Source organism: Paraburkholderia sp. J94 (assembly GCF_905220285.1).
Taxonomy (GTDB): domain Bacteria; phylum Pseudomonadota; class Gammaproteobacteria; order Burkholderiales; family Burkholderiaceae; genus Paraburkholderia; species Paraburkholderia tropica_A.
The window spans coordinates 151,198-174,600 of record NZ_CAJMZH010000014.1 but is presented as its reverse complement, the minus strand read 5'-3'; the positions used below and the strand labels follow the sequence as shown (position 1 = coordinate 174,600).

The window sequence follows — 23,403 nt, the reverse complement described above, 5'->3', positions numbered from 1 at the left end:
CGAAAAAAAACCGCGCGGCTCCTTCGCAAAGGAAGCCGCGCGGTTTGCGGATGCTCGAAGACCGGCTTAGACGCCCAGACGTTCGCAGACGGCCTTGCTCGCGTTGGCCGCGTTGAGCGTGTAGAAGTGCAGGCCCGGCGCGCCGCCGTCGACGAGGCGGCGGCACAGGTCCGTCACCACGTCGAGGCCGAACGCGCGGATCGCTTCGCGGTCGTCGCCGAAGCTTTCCAGACGCTTCGCGACCCAGCGCGGCACTTCCGCGCCGCACATTTCCGAGAAGCGCATGAGCTGCGAGTAGTTCGTGATCGGCATGATGCCGGGCACGATCGGCACGTCCACGCCGAGCTTGCGCGCGTCGTCGACGAAGCGGAAATACGCGTCCGCATTGAAGAAGTACTGCGTGATCGCCGAATCGGCGCCCGCTTTGACCTTCTGCGCGAACGCTTCGAGGTCGTGGCGCGGCGAGCGCGCCTGCGGGTGATATTCGGGATACGCGGCCACTTCGATGTGGAACGCGTCGCCGGTTTCGGCGCGGATGAACGCGACGAGATCCGACGCATAGCGCAGCTCGCCCATTTCGCCCATGCCCGAAGGCAGGTCGCCGCGCAGCGCCACGATGTGACGGATGCCGTGCGAGCGGTACTGCGCGAGGATGTCGCGCAGGCTGTCGCGCGTCGCGCCGATGCACGAGAGGTGCGGCGCCGCGTCCACGCCTTGCTTGGCGATTTCGGCGACGGTATCGAGCGTGCCCTGTTGCGTCGAGCCGCCCGCGCCGAAGGTCACCGAAACGAACCGCGGCTTGAACGCGAGCAGCTGGTCGCGCGTGGCGCGCAGCTTCTCGACGCCTTCCGGGGTCTTCGGCGGGAAGAATTCGAATGAGAGTTCGATCGGTTTCATGATGAGTGGGCCGAGGCGGCGAGCCCCGGCCAGAGCGTCAACTACGCGTCGATCAGCCGAGGCTGCGGTTGCCGAAGATCAGCGCCGACAGCAGCCACGACACGATGCTGTACAGGATCGAGCCGAAGAACGCCGACCAGAAACCCGACACCTCGAAGCCCTTGAGCAGCGACGCGGCGAGCCAGAAGCACAGCGCGTTCACCACGAGGATGAACAGGCCGAGCGTGAGGATCGTCACGGGCAGCGTGAGGACGATGAGCAGCGGGCGCAGCACGGCGTTGATGAGGCCGAGCACGATCGCCACGATCAGCGCGGTGCCGAAGCTGCGCACGTGGATCGACGGCACCAGCCAGGTGATGATCAGCAGCGCGAGCGCGTTGATCAGCCAGGTCAGCAACACGGTCATGGTGAGTTCCTCTTGCGTCGTGGTTATGTGGTGCGCCCGCGCGCGTCAACATGAGCGCGCGGGCGTAAGCACAGCATCGGGCCAGTCGCTTAAAGACGTCTTAAAAATAAGGGACGTCTTGTTGCGCCTTTGTATCGAACCGTAACGGCGAGCCGTAACAGCGAACCGTCACGGCGAGCCATCACAGCGAACCGTAAAACAGCGAACCGTCACGGCGAGCCGACGCGGGTCGGCTTAGTAGCGGTAGTGGTTCGGCTTGAACGGACCGTTCTTCTCGACGCCGATGTACGAAGCCTGCTCGTCCGACAGCACCGACAGGTTCGCGCCGATGCGCGCGAGGTGCAGACGCGCGACCTTTTCGTCGAGGTGCTTCGGCAGCACGTAGACCTTGTTCTCGTACTTGTCGCCCTGCGTGAACAGTTCGATCTGCGCGAGCGTCTGGTTCGTGAACGAGTTCGACATCACGAACGACGGGTGGCCCGTGGCGCAGCCGAGGTTCACGAGGCGGCCTTCGGCCAGCAGGATCACGCGCTTGCCGTCCGGGAAAATGATGTGGTCGACTTGCGGCTTGATGTTGTCCCACTGGTACTGGCGCGTCGACGCCACGTCGATTTCCGAGTCGAAGTGACCGATGTTGCAGACGATCGCGTTGTGGCGCATCGCCTTCATGTGGTCATGGCCGATCACGTGGAAGTTGCCCGTGGCCGTCACGAAGATGTCGGCCTTGTCGGCGGCGTATTCCATCGTCACGACGCGGTAGCCTTCCATCGCGGCTTGCAGCGCGCAGATCGGATCGATTTCCGTGACCCACACCGTCGCGCCCAGACCGCGCAGCGATTGCGCGCAGCCCTTGCCCACGTCGCCGTAACCGGCCACGACCGCGATCTTGCCCGCGATCATCACGTCGGTCGCGCGCTTGATGCCGTCGACGAGCGACTCGCGGCAGCCGTACAGGTTGTCGAACTTCGACTTCGTGACCGAGTCGTTGACGTTGATGGCCGGGAACGGCAGACGGCCTTCCTTTTCCATCTGGTACAGGCGGTGCACGCCCGTGGTGGTTTCTTCGGTCACGCCCTGGATGTGCGCGAGACGCGTCGAGTACCACACCGGATCGACGTCGAGGTGAGCCGCGATCGACTTGTACAGCGCGACTTCTTCCTCGTTCGTCGGCTTCGAAATCACCGAGCGGTCTTTTTCAGCCTTCGAGCCGAGGATCAGCAGCAGCGTTGCGTCGCCGCCGTCGTCCAGAATCATGTTGGCGAACTCGCCGTTCGGCCATTCGAAGATGCGGTGCGAGAACTCCCAGTATTCGTCGAGCGATTCGCCCTTGAACGCGAACACCGGCACGCCGCCCTGCGCGATCGCGGCAGCGGCATGGTCCTGCGTCGAGAAGATGTTGCACGAGGCCCAGCGCACGTCGGCGCCCAGTGCTGTCAGCGTTTCGATCAGCACGCCCGTCTGGATCGTCATGTGCAGCGAACCGGCGATGCGCGCGCCCTTCAGCGGCTGCTGCGCCTTGTATTCCTCGCGCGTTTGCACGAGGCCGGGCATTTCGGTTTCGGCGATGTCGAGTTCCTTGCGGCCCCAGGCAGCAAGCGACATGTCGGCAACGATGAAATCCTTGGCTTGATCTTGCGGAATTGCGGCGTTCATCACGCCCTCCTTTCTAAAAGTGACTAGAAATTAAAGACGTGAGCGCCGTTTTTCAGTGCGGTGCGACTGCGGCATGAAACCGGGAAGCGACCGTATTGAGCGCCTTCGAGCCTGGCGGATGGGTGACATCCGTCGCAACGCTCCTCGAAGACGAGGCGTGATTGTAGCAAATCGAGATGACGGCGGCGTATCGGGAACGCAGGAACGTTTCCCGCCCGGTTCAGCGTGCGGCTGCGCCCGGCGAGATCTCCAGCGAGCGCAACTGCTGCACGCTCGCGCTGGCGTTGTCGAGATAGGCGCGCGAGGCGCGCAGCGTAGCCTCGACGGCGGCCGGGTCCTGATCCGTGAAGCCGAGTTGAATCTCAAGAAAGCGTTCCGCGTGGATGCCCGCGTGCCAGTGCATGCGCACGCGCCGCGCGTCGATCAGGCGGCGCTGGCCGAAGATGTCGCGCAGCGTCCACGAGAGCGCGCCGTCCTCGCCGCCGTGGCGGCGGAAGACCTCGTCGGTGGGAAAGCCGCCGAGCGCGAGCAGCACGTTGCGGCGGATCACGAGACTGCTCGGCACGGTGTTGCTGAGCACGGCCGCGAATTGCGCGAACTGGGGATGCTGCGTGAGGCGCGCGGGAAAGCCCGCGTAATCGACATCGAGCCGGATGACCGCTTCGCGCGGATGCGCGTCGAGATGCGCGCCCGCGGCGGCCAGTGCGCCGGGCAGGTATTCGTCGTCGGCGTCGAGAAAGGCGATGAGCGGCGCGTTGGCGTTCAGCGCCGCCCAGTTGCGAGCGCGGGCAGGACCGCCATTGCCCGGCATCTGCAGCAGCCGCACGCGCGCATCGCGCAAGGCGTAGACGCGCACGATCGACGCGGAAGCATCGCTGGAACCGTCGTCGACGACGAGAATCTGCGTGGCTTCGGGCTGCGCGAGGCAGCTGTCGAGCGCGCGCGCGAGCGTGGCGGCGCCGTTGAAACAGGGAATGATGACGGAGATCGGGGACATGGCGCGCAGCGAGGACGGCCCGCGGGAAATGCGGGAAATCTCGCGATGTTAGCCCCGTCTCAGAATCATGGATCGCGGTGCGCTTGCGTCGCGACGACGCGGCCCGGGCGCAGGTCAGCGAAAGGTCGAAAAAGCAGCGGAGTGCGGATGCCCGCTGCGCGGCCCGGTGCGCGCCCGCCGTCCCTCAGATCGGCAGAAAACCCAGCGCGGGCGCGAGCAGCACCATCACCACGCCCGCGATCATCATCGTCAGGCTGGCGACCACGCCTTCCTCGCGGCCCAGTTCGCGCGCCTTCGCGGTTCCCACGCCGTGCGCCGCAGCACCGAACAGCGCGCCGCGCGCGAGCCGCGTGCGCAGCGGCACAAGCCCGAGCACCAGTTCGCCGAACAGCATGCCGCACAGGCCGGTGGCGATCACGAACAGCGCAGTGAGGTCGCGCGGCGCGTGGATCTTGTCGGAGACAGCGAGCGCGAACGGCGTGGAAATCGAGCGCGTCATCAGGCTGCGTTGCAGTTCGGGCGAGAGATGCAGCAGCTTGGCGAGCGCGAGCGAGCCGCCCACCGCCACCATGATGCCGACCGTCACGCCCACCGCGAGCGAGATCCAGTGGCGCTTGAGCAGCGCGCGGTATTCGTAGATCGGCACCGCGAACGCCACCGTGGCCGGGCCGAGCAGCCACATCAGCCAGCGCGTGTCCTGAAAATAGACCGGATACGGAATGTGCAGCAGCAGCACGATCGCGCCCAGCACGACCGGCACCGCCAGCAGCGGCGTGAGCCACGGCGAGCGCACGCGCGCGTAGAGTGCTTTCGAGGCGAAATAGAGTGCGACGGTGAGGATGAAGCAGCCCGCGGCGATCAGCCGGGAGGCATCGTCGGCGAACAGTGAGGCGTAGAACGTGTTCATGACGGAATCATCCTTGGGAGACGGGCGAAATCAGACTCGGGGGCAACGCTCAGGCGCGCGCCAGATGGCGCGAATCGCGCACCTGGCGAACATGACGCACGCGGCGCAGCGCGAGGCGGCGTTCGAGCCGCGCGGCCTGTTCGACGGCGAACGCGACGGCCACCATCACCATCAGCGTGCCGCCGACCACGACCAGCGCGAGACGCCAGCCGTCGGCGCGGAACAGGCCGCCGTACTGCACCGCCGCCACGGCGGCCGGGATGAAGAACAGCAGCATGTCGGAGAGCAGCCAGTCGGCGCCTGCCTTGACCCAGCGCGGCGTCACGCCGCCGCAGAACAGCAGCACGAGCAGCAGCACGAGGCCCACCACGCCGCCCGGCACCGGCAGATGCACGGCGCGCGCAAGCTGATCGGCGACGAACCAGACGCCGGCGAGCAGCGCGGACTGCGCCGCGATCCGGCCAACGCGGGCGAAACCGCCGGATTGCGGGGCGCGTGCGGAAGTGGTCGGAGCAGTCATGGCAAACCCTAAGTGACATCGGAATGGAAGTCAGTATAGGGTGCAGCGCAGCATAAATATAATGACTTACGATCATCTGGATCATTCGAATATGGAATGCACCAGATTTGTGCGATTACGCAGCGTATAAGGAGGCATGACCGTGGAATTGCGCGCACTGCGTTATTTCATCGAGGTGGTGCGGCAGCAGAGCTTCACCGCCGCCGCCGAGCAGATGCACGTCACCCAGCCGACCATCAGCAAGATGGTGAAAGCGCTCGAGGACGAAACCGGCACCCAGCTGCTGCTGCGCGACGCGCGCCAGATGGTGCTCACCGACGCCGGGCGCATCGTCTATCAGCGCGGCCAGGACGTGCTCGCCGCGCAGGCGCAGTTGCAGGCCGAACTCGCCGATCTGGGCACGCTCGGGCGCGGCGAACTCACCATCGGCATTCCGCCGATGGGCGGCTCGTTGTTCACGCCCGCGATCGCGGCGTTCCGCCAGCGCTATCCGAAGATCGAGCTGAAGCTGTTCGAGCAGGGTTCGCGCGCGATCGAGGCCGCGCTGATTTCGGGCGAACTCGAACTGGGCGGCGTGCTGCTGCCCGTCGATCCCGATCAGATCGACGTGCTGCCGATCTCGCACGAGGTGCTGTGGCTGGTCGCGCAGCGCGGTTCGCGCTGGGACAACAAGCTCAGCGTGCCGCTCGCCGAACTCGCGAACGAGCCGTTCGTGTTCTACGGCGAAAGCCTCGCGCTCAACGATGTCGTGCTGAGCGCCTGCCGCGTGGCGGGTTTCGCGCCGCAGATCGTCGGCCGCAGCGGCCACTGGGATCTGATGGCGGCGCTCGTGCTCGCGGGCGTCGGCATTGCGCTGCTGCCCGCGCCGTATGTGCGGCGGCTCGACGCCGCGCGCTTCACCTGCCTGCCGGTCACCGAGCCGACCATCACGTGGGACATGGCGATCGGCTGGAAGCGCAACGGCTATCTCTCGCACGCGGCGCGCGCGTGGCTCGCAGTGGCGCGCGAGGAATACGGCAAGCCGTCGAATTTCCTCGACGATTTCGTCGGGCCGCCCGGGCTCGAACGGCCGGCCGCACAGGGCTGATATGTAGGGATCACGCATGAAAAAAGCCGCCCGGCTCGCGCCGGACGGCTTTTTGCTTTGCAGAGAACTGCGCGGCCCGTGACTTACTTCGCCACGAACTCGATGCGGCGGTTATGGAAGCGGCCGCTTTCGGTGTCGTTGGAGGCGACCGGGCTGGCGTCGCCGTAACCTTCGGCCTTCAGCGAGCCCGACGCCACGCCTTGCGCGACCAGGAAGGTGCGCACTGCCTGCGCGCGCTGCTTCGAAAGCGCGAGGTTGCTCGCCGGGACGCCGACGTTATCCGAATAGCCCGCCACTTCGAGCTGCACCGGCTTGCCCTGCTTCGCGCACGCCTTCAGCGCCTTGGCCGAGTCGCGCAGATCCTGCGCGGCCGAGGCCGGAATCACCGAGCTTGCGGTCTTGAAGTTGATCACCTGCAGGTTCAGCACCTTCGCCACATCGGCGGCCGCGCACGAACTGTCGGCGCCGAACAGGCCCTTCACGGCGTCGCGGAACGACTGCGTGGCATCGGCCACGGCCTTCTGCACGTTGAACACGCCGATGTCGAAGCCCGAGCCGAACAGCGCCTTGAGCTTGTCGAGCCAGCCGAGCTTGGCGTCGGCGGCCGTGCCGCTCAGTTCCACGTGCGAACCGTCGATCTTCACTTCCGCGCCGGGCAGCGCCATCAGCGGCAGCAGGCCGTCGAAGTGCGCGAGCCAGTCGGCCGGTTTCGTGGCGGCGTCGACCGTCACGTTGGCGTTGAACTTGCCCTCGCCGAACTGCTTCGTGAGCGCGTCGACGAGGTGCGCCTTCTCGGCTTCGGTGCCGACCGTGGCCGTGATCGTCGGCACGCCGGCCTTGTCTACCGTGAACGACAGATGCGAGTCCTGCGTGGGCGCGGGGGCAGCGACGGCGCTGGCCGCCGAGGCCGCCGACGCTTCAGCGGTGATCGCGGGCGCCGACGCGTTATCGGCCGCGCTCGCTTCCGAAGCCGCGACCGCCGCGGGCGCGGAAGCCGCCTGATCGTCCTGCGCCGGTTCTTCGCGATGGCACGAACGCAGCGCGAGGAACGCCACGATCAGCGCGAGCGCGGCGATCAGCCACCAGAGCCACGTGTGCTTGCGCTTTTCCGCTTCGATGGGCGGCGTGGTGTCGCCGATGGTTTGCGGCGGCAGCGAGGCCGGCACCGGACGCACCGGCGGCTGCGGATGATCGAGATGCGCCGACACGTCTTTCAGGCGCGTGAGGATCGAACCCGCGAACGCGCCCGCGGTGCCGAGGCCGACGGCGCTCGCGAGACGGTCGGTGAGGCTCGCGTTGACCGACGAAAGCTGATGGCCGAGCAGCGTGGGCAGTTGGCCGACGAAACCCTGCGACGAGGTGAAGTGCTGCTTGAGAATGCCCATCAGCGCCGCGCCGACCACGCCGGTCAGCGAGAACGCCGTGGACTGCGCCGCGCCGGTTTGGGCGGCGACCGCGTCGGCGAGTGCGCCGACGTTCACGCCCGCGGCCTTCTGGACCACCTCGCGGCCCAGCGTTTCGAGCTGGCTCAGGCCCGTGGTGCTCGACAGCAGTTCGGGCAGTTGCTTGCCGATGCTCGCGTTCACGTCGGGCGACATGATGGTGGAGAACAGGCTGCGCGCGCCGTCGGCGGTGCTGCCGCGATGCATGATGGCGGCGACGAGCGCCGGCGCGATCGCGCCGGTGACCTTGCGCGTGAGATCGGGCGTGAGGCCGAAGCGGCCGGACAGATTGCGGACGACGTCGTCGCTCAGGACCGTTTCCAGCAGTTGAAATACGTTGATGCTCATCGAGGCGGTTCCTCCAGTTCGCGGACGCGCCAACTGACACGCCCAAGGTGCCGCGCGATTATAGGGACTCCGAAATCTCGAAATTGCGGACACCGCGAAGTTCGCACAATCTTTAACGAATAAGCCGACATTTAAGCAATTTTCGTCAATCGAAAGGCAAAGCGAGACGTCGTGCGTCTCGCTTTGCGGGTGCGTCGTCGAGCGGGATTCGAGCGGAAAAAGCAGCGGCGCGAGGCTGGAGGAATGTGCGAGTCAGGCAAGCACGCTCGCGTTGTGGGAAGACGCGCCTTCGCGTCGGGCGGCGACGATCAGATCGGCCGCGCGCTCGCCGATCATCACGGTCGGCGCGTTGGTGTTGCCGCCGATCAGCGTCGGCATGACGGAGGCGTCGGCGATGCGCAGGTGCGTCGCGCCGCGCACACGCAGCTGCGGATCGACGACCGATTGCGCGTCGCCGCCCATGCGGCAGGTGGCGACCGGGTGATAGATCGTGTCGGCGTGCGCGGCGATCGTCGCGCGCAGCTCGGCGTCGCTCTGCCCCGCCAGCGTGTAAAGCTCGCGTCCGCCCAGGCGCAGCAGCGCGGGCGCGTCGAGAATGCGCCGCGCGATGCGCGCGCCGTCGACGAGCAGATCGAGGTCGCGCGCGTCGGACAGAAAACGCGGATCGATCACCGGCGCCTCGCGCGCATCGGCGCTCGCGAGCGTGACGGTGCCGCGGCTCGCCGGACGCAGCACGCACACGTGCAGCGAATACCCGTGGCCCCAGTGCAGGCGGCGGCTGTGATCGTCGACGAGCGCGGTGCAGAAGTGCAGTTGCAGATCGGGCCGATCCAGTTCCGGGCGGCTCTTGAGAAAGCCGCCCGCCTCGGCCACGTTGGTCGTGAACATGCCGCGCCGTCCGCGCAGATAGCGCACGAGGCCCGGCACCATCTGCGCCGCGCCGCGCAGCGAATAGCCGACGGTCTCGCTCGAATGCACGCGCTTGTTGTAGGTGAAGTCGATGTGGTCGATCAGATTGCGGCCGACATCCGGCGCGTCGTGCCGCACCGCGATGCCGTGCTCGCGCAGATGCGCGGCCGGCCCGATGCCCGAGCACATCAGCAGTTGCGGCGTGTTGAACGCGCCCGCCGCGAGGATCACCTCGGCGCGCGCTTCGATACGTTCACTGCGGCCCGCGCGCGCGATTTCCACGCCGGTCGCGCGCGCGCCGTCGAAGCTCACGCGCAGCACGGTCGCGTCGGCGATCAGATGCAGATTCGGGCGCGGCTGGCTATATAGATAGGCGCGCGCCACGGTGCAGCGCTCGCCGCCGCGCTGCGTGACCTGATAGAAGCCCACGCCTTCCTGGTCCGCGCCGTTGAAGTCGTCGTTGGCGGGAAAGCCCGCTTCGCGCGCGGCCTGGACAAATCGCTCCGCCACCGCGTTGCGATCGCGCAGATCGGACACGCCGAGCGGCCCGCCCGCGCCGTGCCACGCGTTCGCGCCGCGCGAGTTGTCTTCGGCGCGCAGGAAATACGGCAGCACGTCGTCCCACGCCCAGCCCGTGCAGCCGAGCCGCGCCCATTCGTCGTAGTCGAGCGGATGGCCGCGCGTGTAGATCATCGCGTTGATGGCGCTGGAGCCGCCGAAGCCGCGTCCGCGCGGCTGGTAGCCGCGCCGGCCGTTCAGGCCCGGCTGCGGCACGGTCTGGTACGCGTAGTTGTTCTTCGTGCGGAACGGCACGAGCGCCGCCACGCCCATCGGCATGTTGACGAAGAGATTGCGTTCGGTGTGCGGGCCGGCTTCGATCAGCGCGATGCTCGCTTCGGGACAGCGTTCGGCGAGGCGTCCGGCCAGCGATGCGCCGCCCGAGCCGCCGCCTACGATGACGTAGTCGTATTGCATGTCTCCTCCTGTTGGCCCGGCGCGGCGCGCTCGCGCCATGCCTCCAGCCCATGCAGCGGACGCTGCCGCTCAGCCGCGTTCCATGTCTCGTTTTCTCGCGTTGCAGCCGGGCGGCGCTTGAGGCACCCTTGTTGCACGCTCGTTCTATTTCATGTTGTCGCCGATTGTAGGAAGTGTCGGGCTACCGGGTCAGCTTTTATCCCAGAGCGTTCCCTCTAATCCTGACATTACACGATGTCTCATTGCCGACTAACATGAAGGACCGTCCGGCGCCCGGCGTCGGCGGAACCTAAAACGATTCCAGCCGGCAGCACAGGGAGCGCTGGAGCGCCCAAGCCCCGGCCCGCCGCATGCGTCGCGCAGTACGACACGAAGGACGACGCGTGTGGGCGGGCCGCCATCGGTGCGCGTCACGAACGAGCATGACGGCATCGCGCGCGAGCCTTGCGCACGAGCCAGGCGTGAGAACACGCACGACGACACCGCGCGCGCCGCGCGCCGCCGATGGAGACAGCCTCGATGACCCAGACCGCCCCGACGCCTACGGCCAGCGTGACCGACACCGCCGACACCGCCGACTCGGCATCCCGCACGCATCGCCCCGGCACCACGCACGAAGTCACGAATCAGGCGCCGCCGCTCGCCGATTACAACCTTTTTTCGACCGATGCCGCGCTCGGCGAAGCGCTCGCGCGCGTCGGCGCGCAGTGGCATCGCGACACGCTCGCGCGTCACGGCGCGAAGCTCGGCGAAGCCGACGTCCAGGCGCTCGCCGATCTCGCCAACCGCCACGCGCCCGAACTGCATACGCACAACGCGCGCGGCGAGCGCATCGACGCCGTCGAATTTCATCCCGCCTGGCACGACCTGCTCGCGCTGCTGCGCGCCGAAGGCCTGCACGCGCTGCCGTTCTCCGAGCCGCGTCCCGGCGCGATGGCCGCGCGCTGCGCGGGCTATTTCCTGCACGCGCAGCTCGAATCGGGCTCGCTCTGCCCGCTCACCATGACGTTTGCGAGCATTCCGGTGCTGCAACGCGAGTCGGCGCTGTTCGACACGCTGCGCGACAAGCTCTACACGCGCGAGCACGACGCGCGCGACGTGCCGCTCGCCCGGAAGCGCTCGATGATGATCGGCATGGGCATGACCGAAAAACAGGGCGGCTCCGACGTGCGCAGCAACCGCACGGAAGCCCGTCCCGCCAGCGCCGAAACCGGACGCGGCGCGCGCTATCTGCTGACCGGCCACAAGTGGTTCTTCTCCGCGCCGCAATGCGACGCGCACCTCGTGCTCGCGCGCACGACCGACCACGACGCGCTCTCGTGCTTCTTCGTGCCGCGTTTCCGGCCGGACGGCACGAAGAACGCCATCAACGTGCAGCGTCTGAAAGAGAAGCTCGGCAACCGCTCGAACGCGAGCAGCGAAGTCGAATTCTTCGACGCCGAAGGCGTGATGATCGGCGACGAAGGACGCGGCGTGCCGACCATCATCGAAATGGCGAACTTCACGCGGCTCGACTGCGTGATCGGCAGCGCGGCGCTGATGCGCGCGGCGCTCGTGCAGGCGATTCATCACGCGCGTCACCGCAGCGCGTTCGGGCGTCTGCTCGCGCAGCAGCCGCTGATGCAGAACGTGCTCGCCGACCTCGCGCTCGAATCCGAAGCCGCGACCGTGCTGTTCATGCGCCTCGCGCAGGCCTTCGAGCAGAGCGCGCAGGCGCAGCAGTCCGGCGAGGAAAGCGCCGACGCGCTCGAAGCGCGCGCGTGGCGGCGCATCATCACGCCCGCCGCGAAGTTCTGGGTCTGCAAGCGCACGCTCGCGTTCACGGGCGAGGCGATGGAAGTCTGGGGCGGCAACGGCTATGTCGAGGAAGGGCCGATGGCGCGTTTCTACCGCGAGGCGCCCGTCAACTCGATCTGGGAAGGCTCGGGCAACGTGATGTGTCTCGACGTGCTGCGCGCGCTCGAACGCGAGGCCGACGCCGCTCAGGCGCTCTTTCTTGCGTGGCGGCGCGAAGCCGCCGATCATCCGGTGCTCGTGGCCGCGCTCGACCGGCTCGCGGTGCTGCTCAACGGCGCGCCCGGCACGCGCGAGGCGAGCGCGCGGCGCATCGCGCAGCAGATCGTGCTGATCGCGCAGGCCATGCTGCTGCGCGCCGGGCCGCCCGACGTCGCGGACGCATTCATCGCCACGCGTCTGGACGAGCACGCCGCCGACTGCGACCGCGTGTTCGGCACGCTGCCCGCGCGCTTCGACCATGCCGCGCTGATCGAGCGCGCGCTGCCCGCCGACTATCTGACGCGATAACAAGAGCTTGAGCGCCCACGCGCCTCATTCCACCAAGGACCGACCATGAAGCAGGATCTGCCCGACACCCTCGCCCCGCAGCCCGCGCCTGAGGCGACGAGCCACGCCGCAAGCGGCGAGCACACGCCGGACACGCTCGCCGCCCTGCTCGCCACCCAGCGCGCGGCGTTTCTGCGCGAGCCGTTTCCCGCGTGGAGCACGCGCGCGCGCCATCTGCGCACGCTGCGCGAGGTGCTGTTCGCGAATCAGGACGCGCTCGCCGACGCGATGAACGCCGACTTCGGCCAGCGCTCGAAAGCCGAGGTCGCGCTCGCGGAATTCGTGGTGCTCAAGCAGGAAATCGATGCCGCGCTCAAGCACGGCGAGCGCTGGATGCGTCCGCAGCGCCGCCGCGCGGGCAAGTGGCTCGCGCCGGGACGCGCGAAAGTGGTGCCGCAGCCGCTCGGCGTGGCGGGCATCGTGGTGCCGTGGAACTATCCGCTGCTGCTGGCCGCGAGTCCGCTCGTCTGCGCGCTCGCGGCGGGCAACCGCGCGCTGATCAAGATGTCGGAGCTGACGCCGCGCACCTCGGCGCTGTTCGCCGATCTGATCGGCCAAGCCTTCGCGCCCGACCACGTCGCGGTCGTCAACGGCGACGCGGCCGTGGGCGCGGCCTTCAGCGCGCTGCCGTTCGACCATCTGCTGTTCACCGGCTCGACGCGCATCGGCCACGCGGTGATGCGCGCCGCCGCCGATCATCTGACGCCCGTCACGCTCGAACTCGGCGGCAAGTCGCCCGCGCTGATCGGCACGCAGGCGCGCTTCGACTACGCCGTCGACAGCCTGCTGCTCGGCAAGACGCTCAACGCCGGGCAGACCTGCATCGCGCCCGATTACGTGCTGCTGCCGCGCGGCAGCGAAGCGGCCTTCATCGCCCGCGCGCGCACGCGCTTCGAGACGCTCTACCCGAATTTCGCGAGCAACCGCGACTACACCTCGATCATCTCGGCGCGCCATTTCGAGCGTCTCGAACGGCTCGCCGACGAAGCCCAGGCCGCGGGCGCGCAACTGCATCCGCTCGGCCCGCGCGACGCCGCCACGCGCCAGTTCGCGCCCGTGATCGTGACGGGCGCGCCCGACGACACGCAGTTGATGCAGGAGGAAATTTTCGGGCCGCTGCTGCCGATCGTGCCTTACGACTCGCTCGACGAGGCGCTGCGCTACGTGAACGCGCGGCCGCGTCCGCTGGCGCTCTATCTCTACGCCGACGACGCGCGCACGGTCGATCGCGTCACGCACGAGACGGTGGCGGGCGGCATGTCGGTGAACGAAACGCTGATGCACATCGCCGCCGAGGGCCTGCCGTTCGGCGGCGTCGGCGCGAGCGGGATGGGCGCGTATCACGGCTACGAAGGTTTTCAGACCTTCTCGAAGATGAAGCCCGTGTTCACCCAGGCGCGCCTGAACGCGCGCGGATTGATCGCGCCGCCCTACGGCAAGCTGTTCAATACGCTGATCCGCGTGATGTTGCGGTTCTAGTTTTGTCGCGGTGCGGTGCGGGCGATACGTGCGATGCGATGCGTGCGTCGCGCGTCAGCCCGGCAGCGCCGGAAAGCGGAACGGATTGACCGTCAGCGACTTCGGATCGGGCGTGTTGCGGCCCGCGCGATCACCCGATCCCTGCCCCTTCGCGGCGGCGTCGGCCTGCGCCTGGCCCGCGACTTCGAGGCCGTGCAGCCAGGCGAGCAGTTCCGCGACCGCCTGATAAAGCTGCGGCGGCACCTGCGAGTCGAGATCGACCTGCATCAGCAGCGACACCATTTCCGGCGCCTCGTGCACGTAGAGGCCCGCCTCTTTCGCGCGCTGCACGATCATTTCGGCGACGAGGCCATAGCCCTTCGCGACCACGCGCGGCGCGGCGTCGGGCGAGGCCGCGTCGTCGTAGGCGAGCGCGGCGGCGCTCTTGCGGTTGGTGCGGCTCATCCCAGTTCCCAGTCGGTGGTCGACGCCGGATGCGTGTCCGAAGCGCTTGCGGCGGATGCGTGCGCGTACGTTTCCGCCCCCCCGGAAGCGGACGCCGCGGCGTGTTCGGCTTGCGCCGCGTGATGCGCGTAGGCATCGGCGGCGCGCGCGGCTTCGGCACTCCCCGCGCCTCCCGTGCCACCCGGCACCCCGCCGCCAATTTCGCGGATCGACAATCCAGCCAGCGCGAGCCCGAGCGCCGCGATGCGCCCGCGCAGCACCTCGCTGTGCGCCGTCAGCTGCTGTGCGCCGCCGGGACTGGCCTGAACGCGCACGGCGAGCGCCGATCCGGTGAGCGTGAGTTCCGCGTCGACGGTGCCGAGCGACGGCAGCGCGAGCGTCAGGCGCGTGCGCCACGGCGTGTCGTCGTCGGCGCTGCGGCGCGGGCCGCGCTGGTTGTGGACTTCGTGGGCGTCGTAGCCGTCCTGCTGGATGCTCCAGTCGAGGCGCACGCCGGGCCACGCCTCGCCGGTCCAGCGGAATTCGCCGGTCGCGAGCAGATCGAGCTGCTGACGCACGACCGGCAGCAGCGCCTGATGCACGCCCGCCGCCGATCCCGCCTGCGTGTGCAAGGCGGGCAGCAGCGTGTCGCCGAGCAGGGCATTCGCGCGCGCGCCGTTCTGCGAGGCGGCGCTGCCTGCATCACCGTTCGCTCCGTTCGCGCCGTTCCCGCCATTCGTGCCGTTCGCCCCATTCGCGCCGCGTGCCTGACCAGCGGCTTCGGCGGCGCGCGCGGCCATCTGCGCGGCGCTGGGCACGTCGGTCCACAGCACGTCGTCGATATCGTCGGCGGCGCTGTTCCAGTCGAGCGGCAATTGCGAGCCCGCGAGCCGGTTCTGCGGTTCGTCGGCGAGTTCGGCGGGCGAGCGCTGGCCTTGCAGCCATTGCGCGAGGTGAGATTCGTAGAACAGGCCGCTCTGCGCGACGGTCTGCGCGAGCGAAGCCGTCAGCGCGGCCACGGGGCCGGATTGAGCCGCGAGCGCGGCGCCCTGTGCGCCTTGCGCGTTAGCCGTGCCTGCTGCGGTTTGCGTCGGATCGCCGCCGTTCGCGGCATTCGCGCCGTTCGCGGCGCTGGCGCCAGTCGCCGCGCCGCCCGCGCCCAGTTCCGCCGTGGCGGCGAGATCGGCGAGCAAGGCGCTTTCGAGCGCGGCTTCGGCCTGCGCGAGTCCCGGCAGCGGCAAGCTGGTGTTGGTGGCGTTGGCGCCATTCGCGCCTGGGTCGGCTCCGGGATTGGCCCAGACGGGCGCGCGCCCGACCACGGCGGGCGTGGCCTCACCGCCCGAGCGGATGATCGCGTCGAGCGCGAGCGCGACCGCCGACAATTCGGTTTGCGCCGACGCCTGCGGCGTGTTGACGGCCTGCGCGTCGGGCAGCGCCGTGACGCCGCCCGCGAGCGCGGAAACGCCCGCCTGCGCGGTGCCCGCGCTGCCTTGCGCGCCGGTCGGGCCCAGCGCGCCTACGCGGCTCGCGATCAGCGCGGCGGCGCTCGTATCGATTCCGTTCATGCGGAGCGTGGAGCCAGTTCAGAGGCCGGGTTCGGCTCCCGGTCCGGGGCGCCGACGCCGTCAGCCGGTTTCAGGGGACGGTTCCAGATCCGACGGCGGCTGGCGCATGGCGGGCGGCGGGCCGCGGTGGAGATACCCGCCCCGCGCTCGGCCGTGCCGGTCGCCGTGCTCGCGTTTAGCGCGCGCCGTACAGTTCCTGCAGGACCCGCGCGGGCTGCGCGGTGCCGTGAAAGAGCGCCGAGAGGCGCGCCATGCACGGACTCGCGAGATCGCGGATCGCTGCGTCGTCGGCGAGGATCTGCCGGATCAGCTCGTACTTGCGCGCGCGCTCGGTGGTGCTGAGCCGGACGCCGAGATCGGCGTCCTTGAGCGCTTCGACGAGGTGACGGTATTCCTCCTGGAGGCCGATCAGATCGTTCCAGTGTGCGCCGCGTGCCGCGTCGAGCATTTGCCCCGACACCGCCGCGATCGCTTCATAGTGGGCGAAGTAGTCTGCTTTCGAACTCATCTCGTCAATGAGCCGGACGAAGGCCCGGATGCCCGCTGCTGCTGGGCCATCTGTTCCACCGCCGGCGCAATCCCCAACCAGGCTTCCTCGAGCGTTGCCAGCAGGCCATCGACTTCGACCAGCATGGACTCGCTCTGTTGAATATTCGCTTCGAGCAAACGTCGCGTCATGTAACTGTAGAGTGCGTTCAGGCGCTGGGCGATTTCTCCGCCCGCCTCCACGTTCAACGCCAGCTGAAGCCCGCTTTCGACGATCCGGATGGCCTTGCCGATCGCCTCGCCACGCGGCCCCACGTTGCCCTGCTGCAGATGCATGCGGGCTTGCGCAATCGCCTTGCGCGCACCTTCGTACAGGAGCGCGATCAGCTTGTGCGGACTGGCGCCCATAATCCCCGTTTCGACTCCGACGCGTGCATAGGCGTTGGCTCCAGATTGGGCAGGGGAAAACATCGGCGCTTCTCCTTCAAACGTGCGGCTGTGGATACGGTGCGTCCGGGTGCGCCGCCCGTGGGCGCGCGAACCGGGTTCTAGCCGGGTTATCGGAACGTTGAGGGAGAAGCTTTAATGGGCTTACAGTCGGGCGGGACCCGGACAGGGCTCGCGCGCGCCGTCCTAGACCTGAATCTGCATGATGTCGGTGTAGGCCGCGACGAGCTTGTTGCGCACCTGCAGACCGAACTGGAAGCCGATATTGGCCTTCTGCATGTCGACCATGACGTCGTTGAGCGACACGTTGCTCGCCCCCAGCTCGAACGCCTGCGACTCGCCGACGGCCTTTTTCTGGTCGTCGCTGATCTTGTCGAGCGACGCCTTGAGCGCCGCGGCGAACTCGCCGCCGCTCGCCGCACCCGAGCCGCCTTCGGCCGCTGTGGCGCTGCTCGCGGCCTGCGCGGCCATCGCCTGCATCTGCGCTAGCGCCGACGTGAGTGGGTTGACTGGCACCGTCATGTTGACTCCACGATAAAGAGAGTTACGCGGCGGCGGCGGCCCGCGCAACCCCGGTCCGGGTGCGCGGGGCGACGCCCCCGGACCCGGCACGCATACACACGGCACCGAGTCTGCGAGAAATATTAGCAGTCGGACATTTTGAGCAGCCCCGAAACTAGGGGGAAAACCCGGCTCTATTCGCGCAATCGGCTTGCCACGGCTCTCGGATAATCCCTGTCGTGAAAGTCTCTGCCGCGCGCGCGCCGCAGGGACGTGCAAGTCTCCCGGAGAAACCCGTCGCATGGATTCGTCTGCCAACTCTTTGATCAACCCCGACGCCCGCATGGGCCTCGCCACCAGCGGCGCCGCCACAGGCGCCGGTGGCGCGGCATCCGGCGCCGCGGAGGACCTTGGCGGCGGCTTCGCGCAGCGCCTCGGTTCGCTGTCGTCGCTGCGCAGCGTGCGCGGCAATCCGCGCGCGCCGCTCATCGTCGCCGTCGCCGTGCTGATCGCCGTGGTCGCCGGCCTCGTGCTGTGGTCGCGCGCGCCGGACTACAAGGTGCTCTACAGCAACCTGTCCGACCGCGATGGCGGCTCGATCATCACGGCGCTGCAGGCCGCCAACGTGCCCTACAAGCTGTCCGACGGCGGCGGCGCCATTCTGGTGCCGTCCGAGCAGGTCAACGAAATGCGCCTGCGCCTCGCGCAGCAAGGCCTGCCGAAGAACGGTTCGGTCGGCTTCGAACTGATGGACAACCAGAAGTTCGGCATCAGCCAGTTCGCCGAGCAGGTCAATTACCAGCGCGCGCTCGAAGGCGAGCTCGAACAGACCATCCAGTCGATCCAGAGCGTCAAGTCGGCGCGCGTGCATCTGGCGATTCCGAAGCCCTCGGTGTTCGTGCGCGAACGCGAGGCGCCGTCGGCGTCGGTGCTCGTCAACCTGTATCCGGGCCGCGTGCTCGACGAGGGCCAGGTGGCCGCGATCACGCACATGATCTCGTCGGCCGTACCCGACCTGCCGGTGCGCAACGTCACCGTGGTCGACCAGGACGGCAACCTGCTGACGCAAAGCGCCGCCAGCGCGGGCCTCGACGCCTCGCAGCTCAAGTACGTCCGCCAGATCGAGCACGACACCCAGGCGCGCATCGACGCGATCCTCGCGCCGCTGTTCGGCTCGGGCAACGCGCGCTCGCAGGTCAGCGCCGACGTGGACTTCTCGAAGCTCGAACAGACCTCGGAAAACTACGGCCCGAACGCGAACCCGCAGCAGGCCTCGATCCGCAGCCAGCAGCAGAACATCGCCACCGACATGCAGCAGTCGGGTGCGGGCGGCGTGCCGGGCGCGCTCTCGAACCAGCCGCCGCAGCCGGCCTCGGCGCCGATCAACGCGCCCGCGGGCGCGAGCGGCGCGGCCGCCACGACGCCGATCTCGGATCACCGCGACACCACCACGAACTACGAGCTGGACAAGACGGTGCGTCACTTCCAGCAGGCGCCGGGCGACATCAAGCGCCTCTCGGTGGCCGTGATCGTGAACTATCAGCAGAAGGTCGACGCCAAGGGCCACGCCACCATGCAGCCGCTCGACGCGCAGAAGCTCGCGCAGGTCGAACAGCTGGTGAAGGACGCGATGGGCTACGACACGAAGCGCGGCGACTCGGTGAACGTGGTCAACGCCGCCTTCCAGACCGACGTCGATCCGAACGCCAACCTGCCGTGGTGGCGCCAGCCGGACATGATCGCGCTGGCCAAGCAGATCGCGACCTGGCTCGGCATCGGCGCCGTGGCTCTGTTCCTCTACTTCGTGATGGTGAAGCCGGCGCTGCGCCGCGCCTTCCCGCCGCCGGAGCCGCCCGCCGCGGCCGCCCCGGCGCTCGCGGGCGACGCCGAACCGCTGCTGCTCGACGGCCTGCCGCAGGTCGAGAAGATCGAAGGCACGGGCGGCGTGGTCGAGAGCGAAAGCGAGCTGGCCGCCCTCGAATCCGATAAACAGAAGTTCGAACGCAACCTGGAATTCGCGCGCAGCATCGCGCGCCAGGATCCGAAGATTGTCGCAACCGTTGTCAAGAGCTGGGTGAACGATGAGCGCTGAAGGAGCTGTCAAGAGCGCGCTGCTGCTCATGTCGATCGGCGAGGAGGAGGCCTCTCAGGTCTTCAAGTTCCTCGGGCCGCGCGAAGTGCAGAAGATCGGTGCGGCGATGGCCGCGCTGAAGAACGTCAAGCGCGAAGAGATCGACGCCGTGCTGCACGAGTTCGTCAAGGAAGCCGAGCAGCACACGGCGCTCTCGCTCGACTCGAACGACTACATCCGCAACGTGCTGACCAAGGCGCTCGGCGAGGACAAGGCCGGCGCGGTGATCGACCGCATTCTGCAAGGCGGCGACACGAGCGGTATCGAAGGCCTCAAGTGGATGGACTCGGGCTCGGTCGCGGAACTCATCAAGAACGAGCACCCGCAGATCATCGCCACGATTCTGGTTCACCTGGACCGCGATCAGGCGTCCGAAATCGCCTCGTGCTTCACGGAGCGTCTGCGTAACGACGTGCTGCTGCGTATCGCGACGCTCGACGGCATCCAGCCGCAGGCGCTGCGCGAACTCGACGACGTGCTGATGGGCCTGCTGTCGGGCAGCGACAACCTCAAGCGCAGCCCGATGGGCGGCATCCGCACGGCCGCCGAAATCCTGAACTTCATGACGAGCCAGCACGAGGAAGGCGTGATCGAAACGGTCCGCCAGTACGACGCCGAACTCGCCCAGAAGATCATCGACCAGATGTTCGTGTTCGAGAACCTGCTGGATCTCGAAGACCGCGCGATTCAGCTGCTGCTCAAGGAAGTCGAGTCCGAATCGCTCATCATCTCGCTCAAGGGCGCCCCGCCCGCGCTGCGCCAGAAGTTCCTCGCGAACATGTCGCAGCGCGCCGCGGAACTGCTCGCCGAAGACCTGGACGCGCGCGGCCCCGTGCGCGTTTCGGAAGTCGAAGCGCAGCAGCGGCGTATCCTGCAGATCGTGCGCAACCTCGCCGAAGGCGGCCAGATCGTGATCGGCGGCAAGGCAGAAGACGCTTATGTCTGACGAAGCCTCACAACCGTTGCACCGCAATCTCTCGGCGTATCAGCGCTGGGAGATGGCGTGCTTCGATCCGCCTCCCCCGCCCCCGCCTCCGCCCACCCCGGACGAGACGGCGGCGTTCGAGGCGGAGCTGCAGCGCATCCGCGACAACGCGCATCAGGCCGGTCTCACGTCCGGCCACGTCGCGGGCCAGGCGCTCGGCTATCAGGCCGGTTACGACCAGGGCCAGAAGCAGGGTTTCGAACAGGGACTCGGCGAGGCGCGCGCCGTCGCGGCGCAGATTTCGGCGATCGCGCAACGTTTCTCCGACGCGCTCACGACCGCCGAAGCGGGCGTGGCCGAAACGCTCGTCGAGCTGGCGCTCGACATCGCCCAGCAGGTGGTCCGCCAGCACGTGCAGCACGACCCGACGGCGCTGCTCGCCGCGGCGCGCGAAGTGCTCGCGCACGAGCCGCAACTGGCCGGTTCGCCGCAACTGGTGGTGAGCCCGGCCGACCTGCCGGTGGTCGAGGCCTATCTGCTTGAAGATTTGCAGGCGCGCGGCTGGACCGTGCGCACCGACGCCTCGCTCGAACGCGGCGGCTGCCGCGCGCAGGCCGCCACCGGCGAGACGGACGCCGACATCGGCACGCGCTGGGAGCGCGTCGCGGCGGCGCTCGGGAAGGCGCGGCCATGGTGAATTCGTCGCTCCATCAGACCGTCCATCAGGCGATCCACACGGGCGGCCTCACGCCGCTCGAACAGGAACTGGCGCTGGCCTCGTTCGGCCCCGGCGTGCACGACGCCACCCAGGCCGATGGCGTGCGGATCGACGACGACCCCGATTTCACGCTGCCCGATCTGCCGCATTTTCCGGCACCGAATTTTTCGGTCCCGCATTTCGCCGACGACATGGGCGCGGCGGCTGAGCGTCTCGCCGAGCCGCCCGCAGTAACCGCATCAAGCGCACCCACCGCAGCACCCACCGCAGCGGCGGCGGCAGCCCCGGCGATCAAGGCTCCCGAGCCCGAGCCCTACACGCCGCCCGCGAATTTCGACCCGGCCAACCCGCACCACGCGAGCTGGAGAGCGCGCCTGAACAGCGTGCGCGAGCGCAACGCGATCGCCCTGCCGCTGCGCGGCTGCGGCCGCCTCACGCGCGCCGCGGGCCTCGTGCTCGAAGCCGTGGGCCTGCGCCTCGCCGTGGGCGCGGAAGTCGTGATCGAACTGCCGCCGGGCAGCTCGCTGCCGATGGCCGAAGCCGAAGTGGTCGGCTTCTCCGGCGACAAGCTGTTCCTGATGCCGACCACCGAAGTCTCCGGCCTGCTGCCGGGCGCGCGCGTGTGGCCGCTCGAAAGCGCGCCGATCGCCGACCCGATGGCGGGCGCCAAGCGCCTGCCGGTCGGCTGGGGCATGCTGGGCCGCGTGGTTGACGCCTCGGGCAAGCCGCTCGACGGTTTCGGCCCGATCGACACGGAAGCCGACGCGCCGCTCACCGCGCCCGTCATCAACCCGCTGCACCGCGAGCCGATCCACAAGGTGCTCGACGTGGGCGTGCGCGCGATCAACGCGCTGCTGACGGTCGGGCGCGGCCAGCGCATGGGCCTGTTCGCGGGCTCGGGCGTCGGTAAATCGGTGCTGCTCGGCACCATGGCGCGCGCCACCAGCGCGGAAGTCATCGTGATCGGCCTGATCGGCGAGCGCGGCCGCGAAGTGAAGGAATTCATCGAGCAGATCCTCGGTGCGGAAGGTCTCGCGCGCTCTGTCGTGGTGGCCGCGCCCGCGGACGTCTCGCCGCTGCTGCGCATGCAGGCCGCCGCGTACACGACCTCGCTGGCCGAATATTTCCGCGATCAGGGCAAGCACGTGCTGCTGCTGATGGACTCGCTCACGCGTTACGCGATGGCGCAGCGCGAGATCGCGCTGGCGATCGGCGAGCCGCCCGCGACCAAGGGCTATCCGCCCTCGGTGTTCGCCAAGCTGCCCGCGCTCGTCGAGCGCACCGGCAACGGCCCCGAAGGCGGCGGCTCGATCACGGCGTTCTACACCGTGCTCACCGAAGGCGACGACCAGCAGGACCCGATCGCCGACTCGGCGCGCGCGATTCTGGACGGCCACATCGTGCTGTCGCGCGCGCTCGCCGAAGCCGGGCACTATCCGGCCATCGACATCGAGGCCTCGATCAGCCGCGCGATGACCGCGCTGATCGACGACCAGCATCTGAACCAGACGCGTGCGTTCAAGCAGATGCTTTCGCGCTACCAGCGCAACCGCGACCTCATCAACGTGGGCGCGTACGTGAACGGGCGCGACGCCGTGCTCGACCGCGCCATCGCCCTTTATCCGCGCATCGAAGCCTTTCTCCAGCAAGGCTTTCGCGAGAGCGCGACTTACGATCAGAGCGTCGATATGCTTGCTGCGCTCATTGGACAGGGGAATAAGGCATGACCCGGCAAACCGCATTGCAGACGCTGATCGGCCTCGCGCAGGACGATGTCGACGCCGCCACGCAGAAGCTCGGGCGCGTGCAGCGCGAGCGCGTGGAGATCGAGAAGCAGCTGAAGTCGCTGATCGACTACCGCGACGAGTACCATACGCGCTTCACCGAGTCGGCGCGCGCGGGCATGGCGGCGGGCAACGTGCGCAATTTCCAGGCGTTCATCGACACACTCGACGCCGCCATCGAACAGCAGCGCCGCATGCTCGACCAGGCGACGCAGCGCGTCGAGGCGGCCAAGCCCGAATGGCTGCGCACCAAGCAGAAGCTCGGTTCCTACGAGGTGCTGCAATCGCGCCAGGACGCCGTGCAGGCGCGCGTGGAAGCCAAACGCGAGCAGCGCGATTCCGACGAATTCGCCGCCCGCGCGCTGCGCATGCGGGCGTCGCAGCATTCCTGACGCGCCACGCGCGCCAGACCCGCCGTACCCATAATTCGCACAACGATCCACCGCGATCCACACCGTTA

The 23,403-nt window shown here is 68.3% G+C and carries 21 protein-coding genes and 1 riboswitch; of the genes, 8 read left to right on the top strand and 13 right to left on the bottom strand.

Going from position 1 to position 23,403, the window contains the following annotated elements; genetic code table 11:
• Positions 1 to 66: 66 nt before the first annotated feature.
• From metF to U4Y88_RS27525, 6 genes are all read right to left on the bottom strand, one after another.
• Positions 67 to 897, bottom strand: a complete 831-nt coding sequence (metF, locus tag U4Y88_RS27550) for a methylenetetrahydrofolate reductase [NAD(P)H] (protein ID WP_224015767.1) — start codon at positions 895 to 897, stop codon at positions 67 to 69.
• A gap of 52 nt (positions 898 to 949) precedes the next feature.
• Positions 950 to 1,303, bottom strand: coding sequence for a phage holin family protein (locus U4Y88_RS27545; RefSeq protein WP_224015765.1), 354 nt, complete (start codon positions 1,301 to 1,303; stop codon positions 950 to 952).
• A 234-nt stretch (positions 1,304 to 1,537) separates the two neighbouring features.
• Entirely contained in the window at positions 1,538 to 2,956 is a 1,419-nt protein-coding gene (gene ahcY / locus U4Y88_RS27540) for an adenosylhomocysteinase (RefSeq protein WP_224015764.1), read from the bottom strand.
• 33 nt (positions 2,957 to 2,989) lie between these two features.
• A riboswitch (S-adenosyl-L-homocysteine riboswitch) is annotated at positions 2,990 to 3,108 on the bottom strand.
• 68 nt (positions 3,109 to 3,176) lie between these two features.
• A complete protein-coding gene (locus U4Y88_RS27535) occupies positions 3,177 to 3,953 on the bottom strand; it encodes a glycosyltransferase family 2 protein (RefSeq protein WP_321787636.1) in 777 nt (258 codons plus the stop codon).
• Positions 3,954 to 4,137: 184 nt separating this feature from the next.
• Positions 4,138 to 4,860: an LrgB family protein gene (locus U4Y88_RS27530; protein ID WP_224015759.1), complete on the bottom strand. Its 723-nt coding sequence runs from the start codon at positions 4,858 to 4,860 to the stop codon at positions 4,138 to 4,140.
• Between the two features lie 49 nt (positions 4,861 to 4,909).
• A complete protein-coding gene (locus tag U4Y88_RS27525; RefSeq protein ID WP_224015757.1) occupies positions 4,910 to 5,380 on the bottom strand; it encodes a CidA/LrgA family protein in 471 nt (156 codons plus the stop codon).
• Between the two features lie 142 nt (positions 5,381 to 5,522).
• On the opposite strand from U4Y88_RS27525, the gene U4Y88_RS27520 reads away from it, so the two are divergent.
• Positions 5,523 to 6,467, top strand: coding sequence for a LysR family transcriptional regulator (locus tag U4Y88_RS27520; protein WP_224015754.1), 945 nt, complete (start codon positions 5,523 to 5,525; stop codon positions 6,465 to 6,467).
• A gap of 83 nt (positions 6,468 to 6,550) precedes the next feature.
• On the opposite strand, the gene U4Y88_RS27515 is transcribed toward U4Y88_RS27520, so the two are convergent.
• Both U4Y88_RS27515 and U4Y88_RS27510 read right to left on the bottom strand, forming a co-directional pair.
• Positions 6,551 to 8,257 carry an OmpA family protein gene (locus U4Y88_RS27515; RefSeq protein ID WP_321787634.1) on the bottom strand — a complete coding sequence of 569 codons (1,707 nt, stop codon included), beginning with the start codon at positions 8,255 to 8,257 and terminating at the stop codon, positions 6,551 to 6,553.
• A 252-nt stretch (positions 8,258 to 8,509) separates the two neighbouring features.
• Entirely contained in the window at positions 8,510 to 10,141 is a 1,632-nt protein-coding gene (locus tag U4Y88_RS27510; protein ID WP_321787632.1) for a GMC family oxidoreductase, read from the bottom strand.
• Between the two features lie 519 nt (positions 10,142 to 10,660).
• Between U4Y88_RS27510 and U4Y88_RS27505 the strand changes: the two genes are divergently transcribed.
• Together U4Y88_RS27505 and U4Y88_RS27500 are read left to right on the top strand one after the other, a co-directional pair.
• Positions 10,661 to 12,445, top strand: a complete 1,785-nt coding sequence (locus U4Y88_RS27505) for an isovaleryl-CoA dehydrogenase (protein WP_321787630.1) — start codon at positions 10,661 to 10,663, stop codon at positions 12,443 to 12,445.
• A gap of 45 nt (positions 12,446 to 12,490) precedes the next feature.
• Positions 12,491 to 13,963 carry a coniferyl aldehyde dehydrogenase gene (locus U4Y88_RS27500; protein WP_224015746.1) on the top strand — a complete coding sequence of 491 codons (1,473 nt, stop codon included), beginning with the start codon at positions 12,491 to 12,493 and terminating at the stop codon, positions 13,961 to 13,963.
• Between the two features lie 54 nt (positions 13,964 to 14,017).
• Here U4Y88_RS27500 and U4Y88_RS27495 read toward each other — a convergent pair whose 3' ends face one another.
• From U4Y88_RS27495 to fliE, 5 genes are all read right to left on the bottom strand, one after another.
• Positions 14,018 to 14,407 carry an EscU/YscU/HrcU family type III secretion system export apparatus switch protein gene (locus U4Y88_RS27495; RefSeq protein WP_321787628.1) on the bottom strand — a complete coding sequence of 130 codons (390 nt, stop codon included), beginning with the start codon at positions 14,405 to 14,407 and terminating at the stop codon, positions 14,018 to 14,020.
• The gene (locus tag U4Y88_RS27490; protein ID WP_321787626.1) at positions 14,404 to 15,951 is read right to left on the bottom strand and encodes a flagellar hook-length control protein FliK; all 1,548 of its coding nucleotides are present in this window, start codon (positions 15,949 to 15,951) and stop codon (positions 14,404 to 14,406) included. The genes U4Y88_RS27495 and U4Y88_RS27490 overlap by 4 nt, the downstream gene beginning before the upstream one ends.
• 175 nt (positions 15,952 to 16,126) lie before the next feature.
• The gene (locus U4Y88_RS27485; RefSeq protein ID WP_224015739.1) at positions 16,127 to 16,459 is read right to left on the bottom strand and encodes a flagellar protein FliT; all 333 of its coding nucleotides are present in this window, start codon (positions 16,457 to 16,459) and stop codon (positions 16,127 to 16,129) included.
• Complete coding sequence (fliS, locus tag U4Y88_RS27480; RefSeq protein WP_224015736.1) at positions 16,456 to 16,908, bottom strand: flagellar export chaperone FliS; 453 nt, start codon at positions 16,906 to 16,908, stop codon at positions 16,456 to 16,458. The genes U4Y88_RS27485 and fliS overlap by 4 nt, the downstream gene beginning before the upstream one ends.
• 162 nt (positions 16,909 to 17,070) lie before the next feature.
• A complete protein-coding gene (gene fliE / locus U4Y88_RS27475; RefSeq protein ID WP_224015734.1) occupies positions 17,071 to 17,406 on the bottom strand; it encodes a flagellar hook-basal body complex protein FliE in 336 nt (111 codons plus the stop codon).
• Positions 17,407 to 17,686: 280 nt separating this feature from the next.
• On the opposite strand from fliE, the gene fliF reads away from it, so the two are divergent.
• Genes fliF through fliJ form a run of 5 tightly spaced genes read left to right on the top strand, consistent with a single transcriptional unit; the run spans position 17,687 to position 23,335 of the window.
• A complete protein-coding gene (gene fliF / locus U4Y88_RS27470) occupies positions 17,687 to 19,477 on the top strand; it encodes a flagellar basal-body MS-ring/collar protein FliF (protein WP_321787624.1) in 1,791 nt (596 codons plus the stop codon).
• Positions 19,467 to 20,462, top strand: a complete 996-nt coding sequence (gene fliG, locus U4Y88_RS27465; RefSeq protein WP_224015730.1) for a flagellar motor switch protein FliG — start codon at positions 19,467 to 19,469, stop codon at positions 20,460 to 20,462. The genes fliF and fliG overlap by 11 nt, the downstream gene beginning before the upstream one ends.
• Positions 20,455 to 21,138: a flagellar assembly protein FliH gene (fliH, locus tag U4Y88_RS27460; RefSeq protein WP_224015727.1), complete on the top strand. Its 684-nt coding sequence runs from the start codon at positions 20,455 to 20,457 to the stop codon at positions 21,136 to 21,138. Before fliG ends, fliH begins: the two co-directional genes overlap by 8 nt.
• Positions 21,132 to 22,886 carry a flagellar protein export ATPase FliI gene (gene fliI / locus U4Y88_RS27455; RefSeq protein WP_321787622.1) on the top strand — a complete coding sequence of 585 codons (1,755 nt, stop codon included), beginning with the start codon at positions 21,132 to 21,134 and terminating at the stop codon, positions 22,884 to 22,886. Before fliH ends, fliI begins: the two co-directional genes overlap by 7 nt.
• Positions 22,883 to 23,335, top strand: coding sequence for a flagellar export protein FliJ (gene fliJ / locus U4Y88_RS27450; RefSeq protein ID WP_310632498.1), 453 nt, complete (start codon positions 22,883 to 22,885; stop codon positions 23,333 to 23,335). The genes fliI and fliJ overlap by 4 nt, the downstream gene beginning before the upstream one ends.
• Positions 23,336 to 23,403 lie beyond the last annotated feature (68 nt).